The following is a 25387-nucleotide window of genomic DNA, read 5'->3' on the forward strand; positions in this document are numbered from 1 at the left end:
ATTCCACCCTGCTTTAGTAGGAGTCAATCTTAAACTTAATGGTACAAAGTTAGCTCTTTTCGCAAATCACCCTCTATTTCCTGGCTTTTCAACAATTCAAAAACACCCAACGCCACAACTAACATGGTTTAGGGTGTTGGTGATTGTTTACCTTACTTCAAACTATCCCGAACCTCGAGCGTCTTCTTGTTCCAAGCTTCCGTCTCTGGAATGATCAAGTTGATGTCGCCTTCGCCCATTACAACATCATTCATGATATTGTTCCAGTTGTATTCGCCCCATGCAGGAACTGTAGCACCCGGTTGGATTACGGCGTTTTTCTGAGCAATTTTGACGGCTTCAATATTCTTGCCTTGCCACATTGGGGATTGATCATAGTAAGCTGTTAATTCTGGATCAATTACAGATGCATTGGCCCCTTGATCGATTTTCCATTTTTGGGCTTCTTTAGAGAATTGGAAGCTGATCCATAAGTAAGCTTCTTCTTTGTGCTTGGATCCGCTAAGTAAGGAAAGTGGTCCGTAGATCGTGTAACCAGGCTGACTAACTTTACCTTTTGGAAAAGGGAGAACGTCCCAAGCAAATTTAGCATCCTTTTTCAATCCAGGCAGTACCCAGTCTCCGCCGATAGCGAAGCCTGTTTTACCATTAATGAACTGAGCGGAAACATCGCCCTTTTCTTTGGCAGCTGCATAGCTTTGCATCGAACCGTCTTTAGTCACGAAGTCCTGCAGCCATTTCACATCATTAATCACTTCTGGTGTATTAAGCACGCTTTGTGTCAAATCCGCATTCATAAACTGCAGGTTTGCAGCATGCCCATCCGCAACTGCTTTGGTGCTCAATAAGCGCATTTGGAATTCAGGCTGTGTAGTTAAGCCATACTCTCCAGCATCTGGATCTGTCAACTTCTTGGCTACATCGCGGAAATCATCGTAGCTCCAGTCGTTTTTCGGCATTTCCACGCCATGTTTAGTCAGTAGATCCTTGTTTACAAGAATCCACATCGGCACATCAACAAAAGGCGCAGCTAGTTTTTTACCTTTATACGTCATTGTATCGAAGAAGCCTGTTGGCAATTGAATATCGCGGAATGAGGTGTCTTTTTCTAGATAAGGTGTTAGATCCTCGATCAAGCCATTTTGATCAAAGGTAATTAAATCGGAATCGATCCAAGTCAAATCAGCTGGCGTGCCTGCTGCTTCCAGAGTCGCAATTATCTCCATAACTGGACGGCTGTTAACCGGAATTTGCTCAATCGTGATCCATGGGTATTTTTCATTAAACTTCTTATATAATTCGGTGTAGGAATCTGACCAAGAGATCAGCTTTAATGTTACCGGTTCGTGAGCGGTTTCAGGCGGTGCCGTTACGGCCTCTTCAGGTGCTTTTGTTGCCCCGCTTGAAGCTACAGGTGCTGCTGTTGCCTTATCTGTTTCTTTAGTTGCTTCATCTCCACCACTCGAGCATGCGGTAAAAAATACGGTCATCATCAATAAAATACTCAACATAAAACCTACTAAACGTTTGTTCTTCATTGTAATTCCTCCCTTAAATTTGTGGTTTTTGTGGTTCTAGTTATACAGAATTATTGCAATAAACTAGGCTAACAAAGCTGACTTTCCGGCCATCACTCCTCTCGCTAAATCTCCTTATTCCACCAGGCCTGTTCTTTCAATCCCACTAACAAACCATCTCTGCAAGAACATAAACACAAGGATAGGCGGTAAAATAATCATGAATGCGGCTGCCATCTTCGTGCTCTCCGTGACTGGGTTGGTTATGGTAAAGGTATTTCCCAGCAAGGACGGGTTCAGCACTTGCTCCAGCCCATCTAATCGAATCGATAGAGGTGTAAAAGATTTGGCCAAAAACATCGACGGTTCATAGTACATGTTCCAATACCAGATGAAGGAAAAGAGGAACACGACCAAGCAAGCCGAGCGAGCCAAAGGCAGCATAATTCCAAAAAACAATCTTAACGTAGATGCTCCATCCAGCTTGGCAGCTTCCTCTAAGCTCATAGGCTGTGCCTTGAAAAACTGGCGAAAAATCAGAATAAACAACGCACCTTTAAGCCCTTGCCCGAAAATAGCGGGAACAAGAAAGACAAATATCGTATTAAGTAAATGCAGCTTACTGTAAATCACATAAAGCGGAATGATGATGATCTGAGGCGGGATGAGAAAGGTCATGATAACCAACGCCGTAATCAAGCCTTTAAAAGGCACGCTTAACCTAGCCAATGCGTACCCCGTCATCGCACAAACGAACACCTGAACAATCGAGCAAGACAACGAGAGGATAGCCGTATTCCTCAGAGCTATTGGGTATTGCAGCCCCTTCCAAGCTTTGGTTATATTCTCCCAAGTGACCTCACGAGGAATCCACTTAACCGTTGGATCCAGCAGATCGCTGAGGGTTTTGAACATGGTGCTGACCATATAAAGCACGGGCTGCAGATATAGATAAGCGACAATGGAGAGCAGCAGGTAGATGATTAGCTTGGCGAGTAACCCGTCCGATAAATTACGCCCCATAATCAGAACTTTGATTCTTTGAGCATTGCGGCTCCACAATAATGTCCTCACGTTATGAGTCATTTTCTCCAGTTCAAGCTTTAAGCTCGCTATCATGTATGTGCCCTCCTGGTCTTGAGACTGCGATTGAATAGCCATAACACAAGCATGATCAGAGCGAAGATGAATCCAAAATATATCCAGGCAAGCGCGCTCGCATAACCGTAGCCCGTTTCGATCTTGAACATATTGTCTTTAATATGCTTCATCACAGGGTTTAGCGGGAATGTGAACAGATCAATGATCGTATAGAGCACGTTTAAGCTGATGAAGGGAATGGAAGCTGGCAGTGTTATTTTCCAAAAACTATCCCAAGGAGAGGCACCATCAATTCGAACCGCCTCATAAATCGTTTGCGAGATCGTCTGAAATCCAGCAATAAATATAAGAATCTGTACACCTGAGTACCAGAGAATAAGTACGACCTTGCTTAGAACATCCATGACCGTTGCGGCAAACTCCCTACCCACGTACTGTTCAACAATCGGCAGCAAATTGTACTGCTCGAGGAAAGGAATTTCTCCTGACCCCTGCACGAACAGCTCTGACAGCACCTGACCCGTCGCAAAAATAACAGGAAGAAAGAACAAGGCGCGGTAGATGAAGCGTCCAGGAAACCGCTGATTTAGCATCAAAGCTATGAGCAAGGCGAAGATCACAATGATCGGCACCATCAGCAGCATTTCCTGAAAATAAGTGATCAGCTGGATCGGAAAAATATTATCCTTAATGAAGGCATCCCGGAAATTCTGCATCCCGACCCACTTATATTTGAGTCCGCCAACCCCGACCCTAACTTTGTTCAAGGTCATGAACAACGACCAGATAATGGGGATCACGACAAAGGATAAGAACCCGATTATCCACGGAAGCATGAACAGCAGTCCTACACCATAACGTTTCCAAAGATGAAGACGTGCTGCGCGAATTTTAAGCTTCGTTTGCATTAAACGCCCCCACCTTTCTCTATAGCGAACGTTTTCTGAGCATAATCGACGATAACACGAGTTCCATCCTCGTAAGTGGTCGCGAATTTATCTGCAGCCAGCTTTTCATGATTGATAATTTGCTGGGCGAACAAGCTGGAGAGGGAATCGAACTTCTTGTACTCATCTCCGATTCTGTCTGACCATTTCTCGTATTGGCTGCTGAAAATCCCACTGGTCCAGGTGTATTTTAGCTTTCTGGAATCATCATGTGTCAGAATAAAGGAAGGCACGGCGCCATATTCAATGGCCTTGAGAAATTCAGCTTCTACATTGTTCCGCAAATTCCCATCACCAAATGAATAAGGTACATAGCCATGAAGGGCAATAGGATAGAACGGAACCGTCTCATCAATCATGAAATCATAGCTAGATTCATGAGGAAGTAAATCTATCGAGTCCACCTGACCGACCGAATAGTCGTAGCCACGATAAACGCCTGCCAATCCGAGAGTTTTCTTGGTGTAAGCGAGCAACCCCTTATATATGTTGATCGTTTCAGCACGAGTGGCGATGCCCGAAGGCTCATAATCGTGAAACACAAAGCTGCCTAGATCGTTGTATTGAATACCCGATATGCCAATAGACTTCAGTGTCTTTATAGTGTCGTAAGCCTTTGCTACCGTGCTTGCCGGTTTATTGACGAACCAACCCTCTTCCATGAACACCGTGCCATCGATTCCACGTATTCCATTTGACTTGCCTGATAAATCAGAGGTTTTAGTATTTCCCCAAACCATGTCCTCCGTGAATAGCAATGGAATTCCTTGCTTCTTCAGCTTGGCTGCCAGCTCACGTGCCCCATCTTCACCACCAATAGCCTTCTCAATCGGGGAGGGCTCATACCTATTATCGGCCGCTAAATTCTTCCAGCCAAAATAGGTAACCTTTAGATTGGCGACTCCTTGTTTCCTTAGTCCATCCACGATATCGCCTGCTTGAGAGAAGGTAGTTGTGGGAATGTATTGGATTCGGTTATAGGCTTCTGTGAAGTCTCCTCCGACGATTTTCAGGTTGAGCGGAACATGTTCAACAGGCTTCAACAAACTTTTAAAGCGGCCTGTTTCAGTTAAATACTCGCGATATGACTTCGCCATCCCGACATAGCCAGCATCCGCTCCATTCAAAAAGCGGTACTCGACCTCACGGTCTGTTTCCAATCTTTGCTTCTGTACAGCTTTAGCAGGAGCAGCAAGCCGACTCATCCGATACAAATATTCTTCACGGTAAATCTGATTGGAGTAAACGTTGAACAAGGTCGATTTCACTCCCGGAGGCATGGCAGCAATGTTCGCTGAATCTCCACCTTCTGTCAGAACAGCCATAAACGCATTGCTGCCCCGCTTCATCCCGAATACTGGGTATGCAATGTCCTCACGCCATTCACCAGATCGGTACCAATTGCCATTGTTGGTCACTTCAAAACCGTAAACCTGATGAATGAAGCCTTTTGAGATGTCAGCCCGTTTGGTGTCGAAGCGAATTAAACCGCCAGGTCCATCAGGGACGAATACATAGCCATCCTCATCGGATGAAGCAGCTCCGAAATAAGGCAATAAATCGATGTTGAATACAGAAAACTCGCCTTCCTCTTTAATCCCATCCGTTGGAATACGCGTCTTAAGCCCTTTTGCAGTTAGTTCGTACTGAATCGCGAAGCTGAGCTTCCTTTCTGGGAAGGTATAAACAACCTGTATGCCTGCCGCTGATTGAGTAAGGACCATTTGTATTTTTGGATCAAGTGCATTGATAACCTCACGAATCGTTTGGTCTTTCCCCTTGGTTCTAACGTAGGTCAGCGCAAAAGGAGATTTCAGATTGGATAATAGCAAGCCTTTAACGGTTTGGCTTTTCAACTGCTCCTCCGAAGGATTACTACTCCAGCGGAAACCAGTTCGTTTATCGATCAAAACAATCTGGGTGCTCTTAGGCTGAATATATAAAGCAAAGGTATCGTTCTCTAACGCTTTGGCATAACCATCTGATTCCACAGTCGGCTTCCACTCTGAGCCAGTATAAAGAGGAACTCTTGCTAAATCTGTTGTCGAGATTCCCGTTTTTTCAAGTGCAGCAGCAGGTGAAGTCCCGTGATTTTTGAGCAGAAAAGATAGGATAAACACGATAAGAATACAAAAAGCTATAGCAGCCAATTTCACAGGAAAAGGCAGGCGCTTGATGAGCGTAGGCATTCTAGAAGGTCACCTCCCTGTATAGCTGGTAGAAGAAGTCGTAGAGATTATAAGACAAACCAAACACAATGAAAGCAAACAACCAGATCGTGCCGATCGCAAATACCGTAATAGCGATATTCTTCAGCGTCTCCACAAAATCAAAATTATGAATAACCTGCGTCATGACAATGAACATAACAGCCATCCATAAATACATAATCGTGCCCAGCGAATCGACTATAACCCGCTCATCGAGCGTAACGATGTTGGACAATATCAATGTAGGAATCGAAAAGAATAGATAAGGAGCTAGCGCATAGGTACTGCCCTGAATCACCTCTCTGAACTTCCCCTCCCCATCCTTCACACTGCAAACAAGATAATTGGCAATAATCCAAGTCACCCACGGAAGCACGAACAATCGCAGATTGCTATAAACATTGATATTGGCCAGCTCAACGGGATGGAATAGAAAGCCTGTGTAATAAATCGTCGCAAGCTTAACCAACAGGACAGAAATGAGGATTAGAATAATAATCCACGGGGTTACCCGCGCTTCCTTCAAACGATAGAATCCATGATAGGGATGGAGCATAACATAACCCAAATTGCGCAAATCACTCCACGAACGCTGCCAATAAACGGATAGCGGACGGCGGGCAGCAGCTAGCTTTCTGAATGCCAGACGGGCTATTTTCCAGAGAATAAACAAACCAGCCAATGCTCCTACCAATCCGATAATATGACTCTGCAGCCAATCCAAGCGAATTTGCCAGTAAGCTTTGGAATACCCTTTTATATCAAAAGCTGCCTTTAGGAAGGATAACGCCTCGTGATTGTTATTCTCATGGAGATACGCTTTGCCTAATCCCTCGAAGGTGCCGTTGTACATATCATTGCGCGCATAAACCTTTTCCCAGAAAGGCTTGCTTTGCTCATATTTGCCATCCATATACAACGTAATTGCATTCATTACGTCCACACCAAACTCCGTGCGCACAAATTTATGAATCGTTTTAGTCCGACTATCCGAAATCCAAACCGCAAATTTAGAATCAATGCCAATGCTTGTTGGAAACCCGAGAACACCATATTGCTGCGTTTCATTATCCATCGAGCCAAAAGCAAATAATGCAGCTCCATATCGATCGTAAATGTTGATTTTTCGCGAATCATTGTCGATGTTGTAGAGAAAGCCATTCTGATCAATTGCTACATCAATGATGCCAAATCCATGATTCAAGGTCATATTCTTAAAGGCATCAACACCTCCCGCATTCAGCTTGCGGATGGCACCTGGCCCATTGCCAGCAGCTGTTGCCGTATAGATAAAACCATCATTATCCAACGCTATATTTGTTATTGGACGAGGTAGACTGGCTAGTTCTTTAGCAAGCTGCTCTTTATTAAGAATCAGCTTCTTCAACCAATTTAGCACCGTTTGCTGGGCTTTATTAGCTCCAAAATAACCCATGAATTCTCCAGCCTGATCCATGCGAAGCAAGCCTTGATAAGCGGAATTCAAAGCAATGTACATAACACCGCGACGATCAACAACCAGCTTGATGGGTACAAAATGCTCATTCACCAGAAAGCTGGATTTAGGCTTCTTATATTCCCGAATAAACTTGCCAGCCTTGTCGAATACAGCGATTCGCTGATTGCCTGAGTCCGCAACATAGATGATTCCTTCAGGCGTGACGAACACTCCTTCAGGAGCGCTCAGCTGACCGCTTCCATCCTTATCACCGATTTTCTGCAGCAGCTCTCCGTCGTTGCTGAGCACAACTATAGCGTTGTCTCCTTTATCAGCGACATATACCTTATCATCCACCCCGACCTGAAGATCGACAGGCTCATTAAGATGGGTTCCGTGCGCTTCTGCTGGAGTATAGATGGGCTGAACGCGCAGCCATTGGCCTAAATTTTTGTCATAATACTGTGTGCGGTAAGGAAGCTCCGCATATATAGTTGCTGGAACGACAGACATAGCTGCCGCAACCAAAAGCAGTAAAATTAGAAATCTCTTCATCGTTCCGACATCCTTTGCTGGTTTGAATTACTTGATTCCGGAATGGATCATCGTTTCAAGTACCTTCCGTTGGAAGAGCAGGAAGATTATCAAATTCGGGATAAACATCAACAGCCCTGAAGCTGCAGCCACATTCTGTCCAGAAACACTATTCTGCAGACCGCTGAGCAAGCTGTTGACATAGAAGGCCAGTGTCCTCATCGTCTCTTCTTGCATGAATAAGGTCGAGGTTTCCACATCTCCCCATACACCTTGAAACGTAAAAATCGAGATCGTTGCAATTGCGGGAATGGACAACGGCAGCACCATGCGGGTGAATATTCCAAACCGGCTAGCACCGTCAATTCGCGCTGCATCCAACAATTCGCCTGGAATCTGTGAAATGAAGCCAACTAGCATAAATACAGCAACTGGAGATGCAATAGCTGGTAAAATATGGCCAAAGTACGTGTTATTAATCCCTAATCCACTAATAATCAGATACCGCGGAATAGCTACTGTTTCTGAAGCAAACATCAGGGACAAGGTGATAAGCGCCAATATGAGATGCTTAAAATGAAACGCGTACTTAGCAAGCACGAATGCCGCCATCGTACTGACGATAATTACACTAACAAGGGTCATACCAGCGACCAGAATACTGTTAAACAGGTATCTCGTAAACGGCACCGCTGAGTTCGCCGCGTGAAAGAACAACAGCTCGAAGCTGCGAAACGTCGGATTCTTTACCAGAAACGGCGGTGGAAACAAGAACAGCTCGCTTTGTGGCTTAAAGGCATTGCTGAAAATGAAGATAATCGGCAATGACATGAATGCGGCTAGAGCCGTAAAGACGATAATTAGGCTTACATCGAATAGAGTCAACCTGCGCAATCTGCGTATCATCGGGTTATAACTCCTCCTTAGATCCGAACAGCCGATAAGCGAATCTCATCGCAAAATAGCTGACAACCAACAGGACCACAGAGATAGAGGAAGCATAGCCAAGCTCAAAACGGATAAAAGCATAATCATCGATATGATTGATAACCAAATGCCCCGCATATTGTGGTGTTATCGCCAAGCCTGTCAGTTGGGTAGAGATGCCACCTGCTTTCAAGGTTGTGACAATGGACATTACTGCGCTGAACAGCAGCTGCGGCTTCATCGATGGCAAAGTAATATAGAAAACTTCCTGAAGCCGACTAGATATCCCATCAATTCGCCCCGCTTCATAAAGCTCACGGTTCACCGTTTGCAGCCCTGCAAGCATCGCTAGAAACCCAACGCTAAAGCTGGTCCAAAGCGAAACAATAATCATGATTTTCAGTAAATATTCTGGCTTCTGCAGCCATGCAATCGCACTATCCATCCAGCCTATTTCAAGTAGAAAATGATTCAAGTAACCCACACGATCTCCGCTGAATGCAGCAATCCAAACCACGGATAATGCCACGCCGCCTGCCATCGATGGAGCATAGAAGGCCAACGTATAGTAATCACGAATGCGGAGCGGCAGCTGATGAATTAACCAGGCAAACAGGAATGAGAGCACATAGCCGCCAGGACCAACAATTAATGCGAACAGAAACGTGTTGGGAATAGCCTTGGTTAGGAAGATAATGTCCTGCGTGAACAGCATGATGTAATTGCTGAATCCGATAAATCGCAGTGATCCAAAACCGTTGTAAGAAGTAAAGCTGAGAGTTGCAGCCATAACCACGGGAACGACAATAAACATGATGAAACAAATTAAGAACGGTGCAAGAAAGAGATAGCAGAAGCTGTCACGCTTAAGATCCAACCAAAACCGTTTCAATTTCACACGGACACCTGACGATCTTCTAGCCTTAGGGAGAGTAGGCGAAAGCTCTGTATTCATTTAAGCGATCCCTCCCATTCGTAAGGTTTGTTAATTTGCTGAATGTGCAGCCCATCCTTGCCTTCGATTCCAAAATCCTTCTGTCTACGGTTCATTTCCCTCTGCAGAGAAAGCTGTGCTTGTTCCAGTGATTCCTGGGCAGGCATTCGATCCATAACGGTTCGATTCCAAGCAAAGTCCATTTCACGAGCGAGAAAATAGTAACCCGGAACATAAGGCAAATTCTTAGCCCAGCGTGTCTGCTCTCTTAGTGCAATCAAGTCGTCGTTCGGCCAGGAGAGTGATTTCATTGCTTCAATATTAGCTGTGTTCCAGCGAAACTCAATCCCATAGAAGGATTCAATATCACTTGCATATTGCGACTGTACCTCTTTAGAGGTCCACCATTTCAAGAACTCCCATGCCTCATCTTTGCGCTCACTTTTCTGCATAATCATCGCTGCTGATACTCCTTGCGGAGACCATCTCGCTACCTCGCCATTTGCCTGCTTAATACCCGGCAACGGTGCAATTTTCCAATGGCCCGTTATTTCAGGGGCTGCTACCTGCAGCTGCAAGTAAGTACTGAAATCGCCAATCCCGATAGGAATGTCGCCATCCCGGAAATGCTGAAAGAATGCCGGAATCTCAATCGGCAGATTATACTTGCTGAACAATTCCGTCCAACGTTTAAACGCTTGCTGCCCTGCATCGCTAGTCAGATTTGCTTTCAAGCCATCTGGCGAATACAAATCAGCACCATTCTGAAAAAATTGCGTCATGAAATCCGCTTTGGGATAATTCATCGTCATCCCATTCTCTTGCAGGGTAGGCAGGATATTGAAAACATCATCCCACGTATCTGGGGCCTTCAAATTCAATCTTTCAAAAATATCCGTCCGATAGAACATCATCTGGAAATTTTCCACTTCGGGAAGTCCATAGGTTCCGCCGTTATAGGTCAAAGCACGCCGCACACCAGGGATAAACCGATCGAATACGTCGTTGAAATCGGGAAAGACCGACAAATCCTGGGCTGCATCTCTCATTGCGAAATCCGCAGGTGTCGCCTCGCCAACTCCAAGTGCAATGTCGGGCACATCTCCAGCTGCATTCCCAAGAATCAGCATGTTCGGGTTAGGCATTAGATTAATATTGACTTCGATTCCCGTCTTAGGCGTGAAATCCTGATCTACCAGCTCTCGCAATAAATCCACATAATCACGACCGCGCTGTACCCAAATCGTTAACGCCTTTTTCTTGTTATGCTTGCGCATGTCATAGTCCATGTAGAAAGAACGCGCGAATTCAACAAAGCCATACGGAACTCGGGATAGTGCAGTGGGTACTTTTAAGCTGGTTTCAGCTCCTGAGGTATGCACCGCGATTGAATCAAGGAGCAGCGGCTGTTGCGTCAAAGTCGACATCCAAGTGCCAATATTATTCTGAATCGTCGCAAAATCATTGATTTTATTAGGAATCTGATCCACATCAGCCAGCATGATCGCGAGGATATCAACAGAGCCCTTGATCGCTTCCGATATATCCGAGTTCTTCATGTTTAAGCCATTAATGGCTTCGCGAATATCTAGTAAATGGTCGATTAATCCCTTTAGCTTCTTCTCGATGTCTGGATCAAACTTGGTCATATTCCACGTTCGGGTGGAATCCATATTTGCATCAAAAGATTTATTGCTATAATTGCCCGTCAACAGACGTATATGTCGATCAAAAGCCGCGATCTGCTCAAGCGTATCTTTGAGAGCCAGACTAACCGGCTGCAGCATAGATGCATCTGCGGTCATACGCAGTGTATGGGGGCCTTTCTCCAGATAAAATCGATAGGGCTTGCCTTCGGCCTCTTGAAGCGGGACGATTTCAAATTCTTTTTTCGAATCAATGCCATAATGAAGCATTTCCTTGTAGGGGACTTCACCGTCTATAGCAATCGTTCGATAAGCCTTGAAGCCGCTTCGATAAGCTTGAAAAGCTTTTAAATCGATTTCATACCATCCACTTTCAGGCACAGCAAGCTCCCACTCCACCCATTCACCAGGCAAGCGCCACCTTTGGCCTCCAAGCACGTTATACTTAATCCGTCCTTCCGGATCTGGAGAGATATAGGGCTCTGACCAGTGATCGGTTTGAATCGCCAAGCTCGATTTCTGTTTAAAATGCTCCGCTTCAATTACTTCTGACCAATTAACCTGTGAGGTTGATGCTGGATGGGACTTCTCATACTCGGCATATGTTTTCAAGCTTTTTTTAGATTGAAAAGTGATTGCTCTAAGCGCAACAGCCTCTCGCTCTCCGACCAGCTTGAGCGTATGCTCTCCTTGCTCCAATCGATATAACAACGGCTCTGAAGAAGTAGATAAATTAACTGCCGCTTTGGCCGACCAGCCCACCAGCTCCGTTTGTTGAGGACGAATCTCTTGACCAATTTCATTCTGAGCATAAGGATACTTGGCATCCTTCCATTTGCGTTCCAGCTCAATATACTGTGATTCTGCGAATGGATATTGCCCGTCAATCTGCACACCACGAACGACTGAGGTATTGCCGCCTTCGAGTGGCTTGTAATCCAAACTCAGCTCGTACCACCCAGCATGCGCAACCGTAAACTTCCATTCCACCCAGCCTTGGTCGTTAACCCATTGCAGAGCTTTACCCTCTGATTCGTCCACGATTTTAAGCGTTGCTTCAGGTGCAGAGGCACTAAACGAAGCTGGTGGAATGCTGATCTGTTGAGCATCTACAACTGTGACGGCAGCATCCGGACTCTTCAACATCAGCTTCGCATAAGTGGGTAAGCCCTGCTCCTCGAACGACAGCAGCTTCGAGACGCTTACCGTTGAAGCCTGCATGATAGCCTCCCCGCCAGATAACCAGCGAAATAAAACAAAAATCAACAAAGCAAATATAGCCAGGCGAATTAAAAGGCTAAGTCGTTTCCCCTTCCTCATCCTTCATCTCCCCCGACCCCTATCGAGGCGCCGGATTGTTCATCAAAAAAATGCACCTTGTTCATATTAAAGCCTATGGCTGGTTTTTCGTCCTTCAGGTAGACTGTATCGGGATCCGTTCTAACAATGACCGCCGTATCACCAATCTTCGTATATACATAGGAATCGGCCCCAGTAACTTCCGTCATCTCGACAACGCATTGTACATAATCATCATCCGTCGCTGCCCAATCCTTTTGCTTAAGCAATGCATGCTCCGGTCTAACTCCCATAACAAAGCTGCGCGATGATCTCAATGCTCTTTCCAAATCAGCATCGAATTGTTGAGGGATCAAGAGCTTCATGCGTTTATTTTCAAAATAATACCGCTCGTCCTGCAAAGTTACCTTACCCTCAATAAAATTCATTTGCGGCGAGCCGATGAAGCCTGCGACGAAAAGATTAGCCGGTTCATCATACAGCTTGCGCGGTGCTGCTACCTGCTGAATAATGCCATCCTTCATAACCACAATTCGCGTCCCCATTGTCATCGCTTCCACTTGATCATGAGTCACGTAAACCATCGTTCGCTTCAATTCACCTTGCAGCTTTATAATTTCCGCCCGTGTCTGGGCTCTTAATTTAGCATCCAAATTCGACAATGGCTCATCCATCAGGAACACCTGCGGCTCCCTCGCAATCGCTCTGCCTAACGCTACCCGCTGTTTCTGTCCTCCGGACAGCTGACTTGGTTTGCGATCTAGCAGATGCGAAATTTCGAGGGTTTTCGCCACGCGATTAACCCTTAGCTCGATGTCATGCTTCGCTGTTTTACGCAGCTTTAAGCCTAGCGCGATATTCTCATATACGGATAAATTCGGGTATAACGCATAATTTTGAAAAACCATCGCAATATCGCGGTTCTTTGGCGAAACGTAATTGACGAATTTTCCATCAATATACAGCTCACCGTCTGTTATCTCCTCAAGCCCCGCTAACATACGCAATGTTGTTGATTTACCGCAGCCGGATGGACCGACCAGCACAAGAAATTCCCCCTCCTCAATGGTCAGGTGAAAATCGTTGACTGCAGGACGCGACTCTCCTTTATAGTGCTTAAATATATGGCTAAACGTAATACTTCCCACCCTTAATCACCTCTCTTGAAGACATCATCTGCATATTCCTACCATTTATGTTACCTTAAGATGGCATCTGCAAATATGAGGGTATATTATCTTTTATAGTGAAAAATTAATCGGTTTTGTTGGGGAGGGTAGATCTTGGAACAGAAAAAGGACCTCCGTTTCCTAATTAAATAGGTGGCGGAAGTCCTTGGGTTGGTAATCCATTTAATTCTACGAGTATACCTTGAAAGCATCTACTTCCATGTAAGAACCACTTTTCTTGATTCCCTTGATCGTATGGCTTGCGTTACTTAGTCCTGTTTTGCTATAAATAACCTGCTGGACTAAACGTGTTGCGTTATAAGTATTGACCGTTTGTTGGAAAACACCGTCGATGTAGAGATCAATGTTGCCACCACCTGATGCTTTTTCGGCAATGTAGTCGACTCGCGTTCCTGTAAACGTGTATTCAAAATATTCGTTATTGGTCTGTGTGTAATGTTCATCTCCTGCATAATCACCTAAGCCTGAACGGTTTGGATCATAGATCCAGCCTGGACCCACATAACTTGAGGATGATATAGCATTGTCGTTAATCATCATGAAGCCCAAGCTCGGATAAGCAACGGTTGGAGCCCAGCTTGTTGCATCATAAGAATAATTGCCGTTATTGCCCACCTCGAACCGAATCAAATCACCAGTGACTACAGTTATATTATCCAGTTCAGTATTCACTCCAAGCTCATCGTTGCCTGCTATTGTCTGGTCTCCAGCTACAGGCCATATTCGTGTTCCGTTCTTCGTAATCCGCACTAGCACGCCATTTCCACCAGCATTAGATTTGGATACCCAACCACGGATGCTCACTGTTCCATTCATTGGAGCGGTCCACACTCTGGCAGAATCGCAGCCTGAGCAATTCTCCGGATGCTGCCAGAACTGGCTGACAATATTCAGGTTTCCATCAGACCATCTTTTGTTTGTGCTGTCATACGTTGAATTATTCCATACTCCGCTCACTTTATATTGATAGGACCAACGGTTGCTTCCTTGCGTAGCACTGAAACCTTTAAGCGCAGAATAGATCTCGGTATCAATGGCATTTTTATTATTGGTAAACGTGTAATTCTGCCAGCTACCATTATACCAGGTCGTATTAAAGCCATTCGGCTCAGCATAAATATTATTACTTGCGGTTCCAGTTGGGAATGTAGAGGAATTACCTGCAGTAGCCATCCCACCACCAGGATTTGCTCCATGTCCGTTATTTACGAATGTATTGCCTGATGAATAGGTATTCGAAACGGTATATCCGGGAGCGATGTTCAATAGCTCAAAACCTGCTCCAGCATTATTCCCAAAATAATTATTATGAATGGTTACATTGTCCGTATCCATCTCAAAATCGATACCCGTCTCATCGCCTGAGCCGGTCACAGGCGTATTATGAATCATACTGTTGACAATTTCCACATGGTCGACGCGTCCCAATAAGATGGCTGCTGTTCCTTGTGGTGCATAACAGGCTGCCACATTGTCCAGATTGGCATTCTTGAGCACAACACGCGTCATATTAATCAGGTCAAGCGACTGGCTGCAGCTTGAGCTTCGTCCATCCCCGTCATCATCATGCAGATAGATATTCTTGATGACGACATCCTGTGTGGTTAAATGCTGATTGGATGTAACGGAACCACTGTTATTCCAATTAAAGCTGATAGAATTTATGTTCTTGGTGCCTTCAATAGTGTCCAGGATAACGTCGCGGAGTACATATTCACTACTTCCAAGTGCACCAATATTTCCAGTAAATACAATACCACTTGAAAAATAAATATGGTCAGCCGCTCCACTGGCTGTGTCACCTCGCGTGATACCGGAATTGTGATGCAGGTAAAGATTACTAAATCTCAGACCATCATGGAATTTAGTATCATAATGCACCAGTATGCCCGTCCCGGCATTACCTACCTCCAAATCAGAGACCTGCCAATAGGAAGGGTTGTTCATGCGGATTCCGCGGTCAGCTTCATTCTTATTGCGGAGAATCGCTGGTTTGTTTCCTGTACCATAGGCACCGATAATCGCATAATTGGCCGATGTGCCCGAACCGTTAATTGTCATTTGCTGATTCCATGTGGCACCTCTAGCCAGTAGTACCTGATCACCCCCGCCGAAGGTACGGCTGTTGACGTTTGTGAAGTCACACCAAGGAGATCCTTGAGCTGTGCCTGCATGGGTGTTCGCACAATTTGAGCCAGCTTTGTTATTTACATAATAAGTAGTATTCAATGCATTGGCCGTCGGAGTATGAATAAGAAAAATTGCCGCCGTAAAAATGAATGCGCTTACTAAAAAAATGTTAATAGTTAACTTTTTCATCATTATCCCTCGCCTCTATTAGAAATTTGAGAAACCATGGTTAGCGGGAGGCTGTCCCCATTCTTTGACAGCCTCTTCGCTAATTAAATGTTATATTGCATCTTACCTTATTTTTGAAGTGGCTAATTTACGAATTAGTTGCCTTCCAGGCATCCACCTGTTTCTGGATCTCTTTCAATACTTCACTCAGACCCGCTTTATCCACTTTTTCCTTCAGCTTGGCAATACTTGCATCAACATCGCCCGCTAGAAATACTGGGGTAAGCTCAGGGAATATCGCATCGATCTGTGCCATTTCCTTCTTGACAGGTGTCGAGTCGAAAGTAAAGCCTGCATAAGGTGAATATTCAGCCTTATCAATTGTAGCTTTCAGACCGTCCAATACTTCCTTGCTGTTCCAATTCGAAGGCCATTGATCCCAGAGGCTTCCGATCCACGGATGCCACATAGCCCAGTTTGTTTTCTCACTTGTCTTAATGATTGGATTGTCAGTGCCTTTACCACTTACATAGTTCCAGTCTTCACCTTCAACACCGTATGCGAATTTATTAAAGAATTCCTTGTCGGAATAGATCAGGTTAAGCAGCATCATCGCCCGCTCCGGGTGTTTGCTTGTTGTGCTGACATAGCTGACCGCTGTACGAATACTCGAACCTGTCACAACATTATGGAAATCAAGCGGAGTGGCCACCATAGGAACTCCAAAATCTGTGCTTGTTTTTACAAAGGACGGATCATAAATATGATAAGAAGCAACGGCATACCGTCCCGTTTTGAATTCTGCATTGGCATCTGTAATGACCTTCTTGGGAATATAGCCTTTTTGCGCCCAATCATGCATCATCTTCACTAAATCAATCCATGTCTGTTCTTCCAGCTGGCTTTTCCATTTACCGTCAACGACATCATAACCTATCATGGGGGATATTTTGTCAAAGGTCTGTTGGAAAGCGGCATACCCTGGTCCATAGCCTACGAAGGGAATCATATCCGGCTCCTTGTTTTTTAAGCTTTCAAGGACGGGCTCTAAATCTTTGTAGGAATGAATACTGGCGTAATCGATCGCATATTTGTCGGCAATATCTTTACGCATAGCAATATTAAACGAGTTCACCCATGCGCTTGGGTTGGCTATCCCGTATTTCTTACCTTGGCTTGTGACAGCTTGCCAAGCTTGGTTAGGCACTTTTTTGACGATATCTTGACCATATTTATTAATTAAATCATCGAGTTCCATTGCAATACCGCTGGAGACGTTCTGACTGAAGCCGAGTGTACCGAGTAGATCGCTAAACAGGTCGAATTCTTCACCAGCCGAAGCAGCAACCTTGATTTTCTGCACATACGTAGCCCAATCGACGAATTTTATCGTTACATGTGCATTTATTTTCTCCTTAAGGACCTCGTTAACAGCTTTCATAACATTAGCCTCATTCGGACGTGGATCAAGTGGCGGAGGCATATACCAGATAAGCTCAACGAATTCTGAAATATCAGCTGAAGGAGGTGGTGTGTTCTCGGCAGGAGTGCTAGACGAACTGGTTTTATCATCGCTGACTGCAGGAGAAGCCGCTTCTTTCTTATTGGTGTTGGCACAGCCTGCAAGTACAATCGATAATACCAAAATTAATAGAACTGAAATCCGCAAACCAACAAGTCTTTTTCGCATTAAATATTTCAATGAAATAGCCTCCCTATTTATAATTGTTTAACATAATTAAAGCATCCTTGTATCATTGTAAATCACCTTACTCGCAGCAACACCATCTTTCTTTAAATCTATCACTCCTATACGATTGTGGCCACAATCCATCTGGAGTCTATGTTAATCGGTCATGTAAACAAACTTGTTTGCACGATCGGTTATAACCACACATCTAATATGCTCTAACCTTTTACTGAACCTACAGTCAGCCCTCGAGTCAGGAAGCGCTGGAAAAAGGGAAACACGAACAGCAAAGGTCCTATAGCCAGTACACAAATCGCCATTCTGAACGAATTAACCGGTAAAATGGAGCCTGACATTCCAGTTGGCTTAACGACGTTCAAGAATTGAATACTGTTCAGCATTCGGTTCAGCATAGCCTGGAGTGTCAACAGACTATTGCTTTCGGTATAGAGCAGGCTGGCGAACCAGTCATTCCATAATTGCAGAGCCATGAGCAGCCCAACCGTGGCGATTACAGGTGTCGATAATGGTACCACAATACGGATAAAAATACGGAGTTCCCCTGCTCCGTCAAGCTTGGCGCATTCGTAAATGGCATCCGGAATGCTTTTGAGAAACCCTTTTAATATTAGAATATAGAAAGCATTGACCATCGCTGGGACAAACAATGCATAAATCGTATCCTGCATATCAAGCCATTTAGTAATCAGAATGTAAGAGGGAACCAGACCGCCTTTGAATAAAATAGTGAAAAAAACGTAGAAGGATAAAAATCCAACATAGGGATAATCTTTACGACTTAACACATACCCTAATGTTGTCATAAGACACAATCCTATTAGAGTTCCAGCACAAGTGGAAATAATAGTTACACTATAAGACTGCATCAATTGGTTCCCATTATTAAAAACAATAAGATAGGCATCTAACGTGAAACCTCTGGGCCAAATCCAATAGCCTTCGCGGATCAGTTTCATTTCTTCCGAGAAAGAAGCCATCAGAATGATGAGAAACGGGACAATAACCGCAATACATAGCAGAATAAAAATGATATGCACGAAAAAGCTGAATCTTTTTTGCTCTGGTGTGGAGAAGGTTCTCGTTGATCTTTCAGTAACTATTGGGGTTTCCATGATCATGCCACCTTAAAATAATTTGTCGTCCTTGCTGATTTTACCGATGAGATAGTTTGACAGCAGCACGAGAATAAACCCACAGATGGATTGGAACAAGCCTGCTGCTGATGACATCCCAAAATCTCCGAGCGAACGCAATGCCCTGAAAACGTAGGTATCAATAACATCTGTCGTTGGATATAGCATCGGACTGTCCCGGGGCACACTATAGAATAGTCCGAAATCAGCGTAAAAAATGTTGCCGATACTGAGAATAACCATGATAATAATGATGGGTCGGATCATCGGTATCGAGATATGGATCGCTTGCTGGAGCCTACTCGCCCCATCGATCTTGGCAGCGTCGTAATACTCTGGATCGATACCCATTAGCGCCGCATAATACATCAAAGTACCATAACCAAGAAATTTCCATACATGAGCGATGACCAATACGAAAATCCAATACTTGGGCTCGTTGTAGAACATAATGGGTTCACTGCCTAATGCAGTTAGCCATTTACTGATTAATCCAAGATCCGGATCCAAAAAACCATATACTGCATAGGAAACGATTACCCATGAAATAAAGTAAGGCAGGAACAGCACTGTTTGATAAGTCTTGGTTGCTCGTCTGCCTATCTCCAACAGCAATAAGGCAGCGGCAACCTCAACAATTACATTAATTGTGATAAATAATCCATTCATAACCACCGTATTCCGGAGAATATACAGCAAATCTGAATTAAACAGAAATTCAAAGTTCGTAAACCCGATCCATGGACTACCCCAGAAACCTTTTGTAAAGGTATAATTTTTAAAAGGAAGTATCAGACCGTACAAGGGTATATAACTGAATATTAGAATATAGAGAAATGCCGGTAATGCCAGAAATGAAAGTCCTAGGCTGCTTTTAAAACGATGTATACGTCTGCTCATTGTCTTGCTCATATGGTTTCATGATCCCTTTCTGAAAGCTGATTTCTGTTTGACTTCGGTTTGATACCCTTATTATGCAAGATGCCTCTCACTTACGGAACTGCACAAATTGACAACGGCCTGCAATTTGGCACTGTACATTTTGTCATCGACTGTAAAAATCGTTAAAACCCTTTACAAAGGCAGTAGAATAAGTAACATTAGAGTCTAGACACTTACAGAACAGAGAACGGAGTAACCACATGAAGTTTCCGAAAACGTCTTCATTATATAGAAAGAAATATTATTTGCGCATAATGCTTTCGGTAAGCATCTTTGTGATTATCCTCGTCGGAGCTTTATTCATTACTTCTTATATTTATGGTAAACAAATGCTTTTTCAAATAGAAACGGCCAATAATGCGAAATTGCTGAACCAAACCCGTTTCAATTTTGAGCTCATGGATTCCACTGTGCAAAATCTGACTAAATACCTGTTTGTCAATCCTGAATCTTCAACCATACTTAACGATACCGGTAATTTGCAATACGATGAAATTTACAACCAAATCAATCGCATAACGACATCGGTAATCGCTTCCAATTCCTTTATTCATTCGATTGGATTCTATAACAGCTATAACAACCGCATCTTTTATGCTGGGAAAGGACTTGATTTCAATGACGTGGGCATGAAAGAAATGATTGCCAATTATCCGGATACACCGAGAATGAAACCGATCATTCGCTCACTTGACAATACTTTTGGTGCCAAAGTGGTGGGAGAAACGGTCTTTACCTATTTGATTTACCAAACTTCGGGGGAGCCTGCAAAGATTGATTCAGCGGTTGCCATTAATATCAATGCAGATTGGATCTATGAGAATATCAACCAAATTAATCTTTTTAATGAAAAAGCAGAGGAAAGTATCTTTATCTATAGTGATATCAGTGGCTTTCTCGAGCAAAAAAACAGCGTCCCTAACCTTAAGGAATCGCTGCTGCGTGAATATCAGGATCATTTGAAGCGCGACAAGGCAGGATCGGGCTCGTTCGAACAAAAGCTTGAAGGACAAAGCTATGTCATTACTTACTTGCAATTGCCTAACCAGAAGCTTACTTTTTTCAAAATACAGCCTACCCTAATAGTCTACAAGTATTTAAAGACGTTTCGCTGGCTTTTGCTAACCATATTTTTCATTACCGTGCTTTTGGCGTTACTATTCTCCCTGATGGTCTCGAGTATTGTTTATAACCCTATTTCGCGTCTTATCCGACAAGTATCTCCGTTAACAGTTCCTCTGCAAGGCGTGGATGAAATTTCATTATTGAGCGATACGTATCGAGACTTGTCTGCAACATTGAAGCAATATAATGCAGAAAAGCAAAATGTGCAGCAGGTTATGAAATCCTATGTTTTGAAAAGCATACTGACCGATAACAACCTCATATCCAGAGCTAAATTCGAAGATGCCTTCGGCAAAGAGGACTCAGACTTCCGTTACGACAATTCTTATCTGCTCATCCTGGTCCAGATTGACGGATTCACCCAATTCCAGCAAAATTACAATCTGCATGACCGCAACCTGCTTAAATATGCTGTCGCTAACATTTTTCAGGAAACCGTGATCTCGCTTGGTAATGTCAAAGAAGTTTCGCTAAACGATAAGGATCTTATTATTTTGCTCCCCTACCGAAATGAAATAACTAACAAGGACATACTTGTAGCCAAAATTAAAGAAGCGCAAGCGAACATTTTACATTATTGCAGCTTATCCGTTACTATAACGGTCAGTGGTTCGGCGGGTGACTTTTCCAAGCTGCCTGAAGCGTACCGCAGCTTAATTTATAATTCACATTACAGGTTTGTCTATGGACCTCGCGGGTTGATTACGGACAAACTGCTTGGTGCAAATGAAGCTAATAAGCTTAGCTCCTTGTCTAAGAAGCTTGAGGCAGCCTTGATGGAGAATATAGATACAGGCAATATGGCGGGGATCAGACTTGCTTTGGAAAGCATTCGTCTGGAGTTAAGCGGAATGCAATATGAGTCTCTAATGTCCTCGCTCTTGCAATTAATTGATGCCATTCGAAATCGGTTGCGCTCTATGAATACAACGGATACGAACGACAGCTACAACTTGCTGGAAATATTGAAGTCAATCGGTACATACGAAACTATTGATGAATGCTTCAACAAGCTACATGCCGCACTGCATGACAAGCTCGACACAGATGAGAATAAGGTTAGTGTAAATACAGAGCAGCTGCTTGTCGATACAGCCAATCAAATTATTCAAAGCAGCTATATCGACAATGGACTTTGCCTGGATCAGATTGCCGACGCTCTAAATGTACCTTCACGCAAGCTTGCCAAAATCTACAAAGAAAATACCGGTCTTTCCGTTAGTGATTCTATCACTGAAGTACGCCTGAAAGAAGCCGCCTATTTATTGAAAAATACAAACAAGAGTGTCTATGACATTCTTAATAAAGTTGGTTATGAGAATGAATCCTACTTCTACAAGCTTTTCAAAAGCCGTTATGGAATTACGCCGAAAGAATATGCCGCACTCTTTGTTGAAAAATAGGAAAGACCGCCTTTTGTTCGGGCGGTCTTCTTTTTGAATTAGTTAGGGACAGCACACTCCACTTACCAACGGCCATTCTAATGATAATTTATAGCGCTACAGCCAGTTACTTCTACTAATTTATCTTTGTAACGATACTTTTTATCGTTACAGCACTAGACCCCGCTCCCACCATTCATCCACTGCTACTAAAACGATAATTTATATCGCTACAGCAAGTTACTTCTACTAATTTATCTTTGTAACTATATTTAATATCGTTACAGCACTAGACCCCGCTCCCACCATTCATCCACTGCTACTCAAACGATAATTTATATCGCTACAGCAAGTTACTTCTACTAATTTATCTTTGTAACGATATTTAATATCGTTACAGCACTAGACCCGCTCCCACCACTCATCCACTGCTACTCAAACGATAATTTATATCGCTACAGCAAGTTACTTCTACTAATTTATCTTTGTAACGATACTTTTTACCACTACAGCTTTATATTGGTGAATGAATGATTATTGCTTTCATTGCTTTCATTAAGGTTCGTGCTTAATCCGATCCCCCTAGCTTGACCCACTGCTCATTCCCTGCTCTTCCCTCAATTGCGATGGACCATACATGATCTGTTGAGGTTGCGTGAACCGAGCAGTTACAACCATTAGCTGCTATAAGCGAAACTTTCTGCTCCGCATAGAGATATAACCTACCTGATCGTGTACCCGCATCGGTGAACGTAATCTCATACGTCGAATCTTCAGCATCACTTCTAACCTCGGCAATCTCAGCTGCTCCCAGTGAGATATGAAGATCTGAGCCGATTAATAAAGGATGACTGGTACTATTCGCGGCTGTCAATCGCAACAGGCGCGATCCATGTGGCGGAATACCTCGGCTGATATAGGAGCGGTCTATTAAACCTATATAGGCACCATCCCAGAACGACCACGCATGAAACTTATTATCAAACTCGTCAAGTCCAGGGAAATCTAACGGTATATCCGTTGACTGCTCTGCATCATTGAATAATTGTATCGCTATGAAGCGGTTTCCCTCCATTCGGGTTGAAATGAACCCAAAATGATTAGTGTTCCGTTCAGTGCCCGGTCGGAGCGGCAAACCTCGCTCAGGTGATGACGGCCGAAGCCATTCCAGCTTGCGCATGGCTTCCGGGGATTGCATAGTAGTCTGTTGCAGCGGTTCGGACACGAGCGACAGTCCTCCTAATAGGCCAACGAAGCCATGCCACGTCCGCAACTCATCTTCCGTCAATGCATTGCGCGGCTGGATATAGGTGACGTCTGGATCATTGGCAAACAATATCCCATTGGCAATAGCATTCATGCCGACAGAACGAATACATTCCAATATAGTGCAAGAATGCGCTGCTGACCAGAAAGCTGCAGAATCTGGACCGATTCGTGCTGAGTCTGCATACCCAGCAACACCTCGGGTGAAACCGGAGCAAGCCAGCAGATAGCCCATCTCACCAATCTCTTCACGATACAGCTGATAAAGCTCGCGGAAAGCTTGCAGTCTTGTTTTATGCTTATCATAAAGTCGGACTTTACGCCCGATTGTATTAAAATCTATTTTGAAATAGGTGAATCCGTCCGCTTTCTTGTCTTGGATCATCTGCCGCAGCATTGCCTTTACTTCCGGATGAGTTGGATCAAGCCAATGAGATGTAGGGCCCCAGTTACTAGCCTGGCCTTCCAATTCGCCTTTAACGTTTCGCTGAAAATAATCCGGTTTCAAGCCCAGCAGACCGCAGCGGTCATGCATTGCCAGAGGAGCTAGCCAAATACCTGGTTCTGCACCGGTTTCCTTGATTTTAAGGACTATAGGCAACAAGCCATTAGGAAATTTATGATTACACCTCCAATCACCGGTCTCAAGCTGATAGCCATCGTCAATTTGGATAACGTCAAATGGCAATCGCTGCTTCAAATCAGCTATGCGCTCCGTGGTTTCAAGGATCGAAGACTCTGTAATTTTATCCATCAAATCGTACCAGCTGCACCAACCAAACCGGCTTCCTGCTGAGGTACGTGCTCCATGAGTGTTCGCCGTCCAACGCAGCATTGTTTCAGCAGCTGTCACATAAGGTCCACCTAACACTAGCAGCTCCTGAGCTTCACGAGTTTCACCAGGATAAACTATAATCCCGGACATTTCACTAGTGGCAACCAGCTTCATTGTTCCTTTCGTAACTTGAAAATCAAGACGAATATCCGCTTCCGGTGCTCCAACCGCTCCAATTACAATCCCTTGCCTGCCTTGATCGGTATAAAGCGATGCATAATCCTCGTAGCTGCGCCATCGTCCGTCATTTGCTTTGCTTCCGGTTTCCAGCGCATGAGGGACAGGCATACCGAACCCCTCCCACATCGCAACAGTCGATTCGTTGCTGCTTATTAATGTTTCGCCCAAATGACCTACCCTCAAATCGTGGGCAAATGGCGATAAATGCCATGATGAAGGATCTCCCTTGCAAGCCAGACCTTTATCCACGGAATGAAGCAATGTAAAGTTGTTCCAGCGAATCGGCTCCCCGGAATGGTTGGTAAACGTTGCCCTGACCGTAAAACCTGGTTTATCCTTAAGTATACTTATCGACCAGAACCACTCGTAACCAGCCTCTTCACGCCAGATGAATTGATAATCCGTTGCTGCACCTGCGAATGTTTCTCTATCTGCTATAAGCGCTTCCGGCATTTCCACTGGTTTCCATTGGTAGAAATGCTCCGTTTCCCCAATCCATAATGTCGCCTGCGGTTTAACTCCACTTAACGAAATCTGATTCCACTGGGCGGAAAGACTCCCGTCCTCGAAACTGGTATGCATCCATTCAGCTGACATTTAACCCTGCTCCTTTTCGCTACAATAATCAATCTGCGAATATTAATTGCTCTCGTAAAAGAAATTACTTACACTAGTCTAGTAACCTTATTGTAGAATTAAACCGCACCTATTAACAGAGACAATCCAAGCATATATATGGACAAATGTTGCAGGCGTACATGCACACTTATGA

15 protein-coding genes are annotated in these 25387 nt (G+C 44.1%); 1 reads left to right on the forward strand and 14 read right to left on the reverse strand.

Annotated features, from left to right (window positions below):
- Positions 1-152: 152 nt before the first annotated feature.
- The 13 genes from EHS13_RS30975 to EHS13_RS31035 all read right to left on the reverse strand — a co-directional run bounded on the left by EHS13_RS30975 (position 153) and on the right by EHS13_RS31035 (position 19785).
- Positions 153-1538: an ABC transporter substrate-binding protein gene (locus tag EHS13_RS30975; protein WP_155704072.1), complete on the reverse strand. Its 1386-nt coding sequence runs from the start codon at positions 1536-1538 to the stop codon at positions 153-155.
- Between the two features lie 114 nt (positions 1539-1652).
- On the reverse strand, positions 1653-2636 hold the full coding sequence (locus EHS13_RS30980) for a carbohydrate ABC transporter permease (protein ID WP_162463334.1): 984 nt from the start codon (positions 2634-2636) through the stop codon (positions 1653-1655).
- The gene (locus tag EHS13_RS30985) at positions 2633-3526 is read right to left on the reverse strand and encodes a carbohydrate ABC transporter permease (protein WP_155704074.1); all 894 of its coding nucleotides are present in this window, start codon (positions 3524-3526) and stop codon (positions 2633-2635) included. The genes EHS13_RS30980 and EHS13_RS30985 overlap by 4 nt, the downstream gene beginning before the upstream one ends.
- A complete protein-coding gene (locus tag EHS13_RS30990) occupies positions 3526-5754 on the reverse strand; it encodes a DUF5696 domain-containing protein (protein ID WP_155704075.1) in 2229 nt (742 codons plus the stop codon). Before EHS13_RS30990 ends, EHS13_RS30985 begins: the two co-directional genes overlap by 1 nt.
- Position 5755: 1 nt before the next feature.
- Positions 5756-7768: a YIP1 family protein gene (locus tag EHS13_RS30995; RefSeq protein WP_155704076.1), complete on the reverse strand. Its 2013-nt coding sequence runs from the start codon at positions 7766-7768 to the stop codon at positions 5756-5758.
- A gap of 27 nt (positions 7769-7795) precedes the next feature.
- Positions 7796-8653: a carbohydrate ABC transporter permease gene (locus EHS13_RS31000; RefSeq protein WP_155704077.1), complete on the reverse strand. Its 858-nt coding sequence runs from the start codon at positions 8651-8653 to the stop codon at positions 7796-7798.
- Positions 8654-8657: 4 nt separating this feature from the next.
- Entirely contained in the window at positions 8658-9629 is a 972-nt protein-coding gene (locus EHS13_RS31005; RefSeq protein ID WP_155704078.1) for a carbohydrate ABC transporter permease, read from the reverse strand.
- Positions 9626-12574 (reverse strand): extracellular solute-binding protein, encoded by a 2949-nt coding sequence (locus EHS13_RS31010; protein ID WP_155704079.1) that lies wholly within the window; start codon positions 12572-12574, stop codon positions 9626-9628. Before EHS13_RS31010 ends, EHS13_RS31005 begins: the two co-directional genes overlap by 4 nt.
- On the reverse strand, positions 12571-13701 hold the full coding sequence (locus EHS13_RS31015; protein WP_155704080.1) for an ABC transporter ATP-binding protein: 1131 nt from the start codon (positions 13699-13701) through the stop codon (positions 12571-12573). Before EHS13_RS31015 ends, EHS13_RS31010 begins: the two co-directional genes overlap by 4 nt.
- Before the next feature lie 210 nt (positions 13702-13911).
- Positions 13912-16065, reverse strand: coding sequence for a hypothetical protein (locus EHS13_RS31020; RefSeq protein ID WP_155704081.1), 2154 nt, complete (start codon positions 16063-16065; stop codon positions 13912-13914).
- A 124-nt stretch (positions 16066-16189) separates the two neighbouring features.
- Positions 16190-17731: a DUF3502 domain-containing protein gene (locus tag EHS13_RS31025; RefSeq protein ID WP_227013610.1), complete on the reverse strand. Its 1542-nt coding sequence runs from the start codon at positions 17729-17731 to the stop codon at positions 16190-16192.
- Between the two features lie 218 nt (positions 17732-17949).
- Entirely contained in the window at positions 17950-18864 is a 915-nt protein-coding gene (locus tag EHS13_RS31030) for a carbohydrate ABC transporter permease (protein ID WP_162463335.1), read from the reverse strand.
- Positions 18865-18876: 12 nt separating this feature from the next.
- Positions 18877-19785 (reverse strand): ABC transporter permease subunit, encoded by a 909-nt coding sequence (locus EHS13_RS31035; RefSeq protein ID WP_155704084.1) that lies wholly within the window; start codon positions 19783-19785, stop codon positions 18877-18879.
- 242 nt (positions 19786-20027) lie between these two features.
- Here EHS13_RS31035 and EHS13_RS31040 point away from each other — a divergent pair, with 242 nt between their 5' ends.
- Entirely contained in the window at positions 20028-22355 is a 2328-nt protein-coding gene (locus EHS13_RS31040; protein ID WP_155704085.1) for a helix-turn-helix transcriptional regulator, read from the forward strand.
- Between the two features lie 547 nt (positions 22356-22902).
- On the opposite strand, the gene EHS13_RS31045 is transcribed toward EHS13_RS31040, so the two are convergent.
- A complete protein-coding gene (locus EHS13_RS31045; RefSeq protein ID WP_155704086.1) occupies positions 22903-25212 on the reverse strand; it encodes a glycoside hydrolase family 36 protein in 2310 nt (769 codons plus the stop codon).
- Positions 25213-25387 lie beyond the last annotated feature (175 nt).

Origin of the sequence: Paenibacillus psychroresistens (assembly GCF_009728935.1) — a bacterium.
In the GTDB taxonomy this organism is placed as follows: Bacteria; Bacillota; Bacilli; order Paenibacillales; family NBRC-103111; genus Paenibacillus_AC; species Paenibacillus_AC psychroresistens.

Excerpts from the sequence above, each read along its gene's own strand:
- EHS13_RS30975 (WP_155704072.1), bottom strand. The coding sequence starts at position 1,538 with ATGAAGAACAAACGTTTAGTAGGTTTTATGTTGAGTATTTTATTGATG.
- EHS13_RS30980 (WP_162463334.1), bottom strand. The coding sequence starts at position 2,636 with ATGATAGCGAGCTTAAAGCTTGAACTGGAGAAAATGACTCATAACGTG.
- EHS13_RS30985 (WP_155704074.1), bottom strand. The coding sequence starts at position 3,526 with ATGCAAACGAAGCTTAAAATTCGCGCAGCACGTCTTCATCTTTGGAAA.
- EHS13_RS30990 (WP_155704075.1), bottom strand. The coding sequence starts at position 5,754 with ATGCCTACGCTCATCAAGCGCCTGCCTTTTCCTGTGAAATTGGCTGCT.
- EHS13_RS30995 (WP_155704076.1), bottom strand. The coding sequence starts at position 7,768 with ATGAAGAGATTTCTAATTTTACTGCTTTTGGTTGCGGCAGCTATGTCT.
- EHS13_RS31000 (WP_155704077.1), bottom strand. The coding sequence starts at position 8,653 with ATGATACGCAGATTGCGCAGGTTGACTCTATTCGATGTAAGCCTAATT.
- EHS13_RS31005 (WP_155704078.1), bottom strand. The coding sequence starts at position 9,629 with ATGAATACAGAGCTTTCGCCTACTCTCCCTAAGGCTAGAAGATCGTCA.
- EHS13_RS31010 (WP_155704079.1), bottom strand. The coding sequence starts at position 12,574 with ATGAGGAAGGGGAAACGACTTAGCCTTTTAATTCGCCTGGCTATATTT.
- EHS13_RS31020 (WP_155704081.1), bottom strand. The coding sequence starts at position 16,065 with ATGATGAAAAAGTTAACTATTAACATTTTTTTAGTAAGCGCATTCATT.
- EHS13_RS31025 (WP_227013610.1), bottom strand. The coding sequence starts at position 17,731 with ATGCGAAAAAGACTTGTTGGTTTGCGGATTTCAGTTCTATTAATTTTG.
- EHS13_RS31030 (WP_162463335.1), bottom strand. The coding sequence starts at position 18,864 with ATGGAAACCCCAATAGTTACTGAAAGATCAACGAGAACCTTCTCCACA.
- EHS13_RS31035 (WP_155704084.1), bottom strand. The coding sequence starts at position 19,785 with ATGAGCAGACGTATACATCGTTTTAAAAGCAGCCTAGGACTTTCATTT.
- EHS13_RS31040 (WP_155704085.1), top strand. The coding sequence starts at position 20,028 with ATGAAGTTTCCGAAAACGTCTTCATTATATAGAAAGAAATATTATTTG.
- EHS13_RS31045 (WP_155704086.1), bottom strand. The coding sequence starts at position 25,212 with ATGTCAGCTGAATGGATGCATACCAGTTTCGAGGACGGGAGTCTTTCC.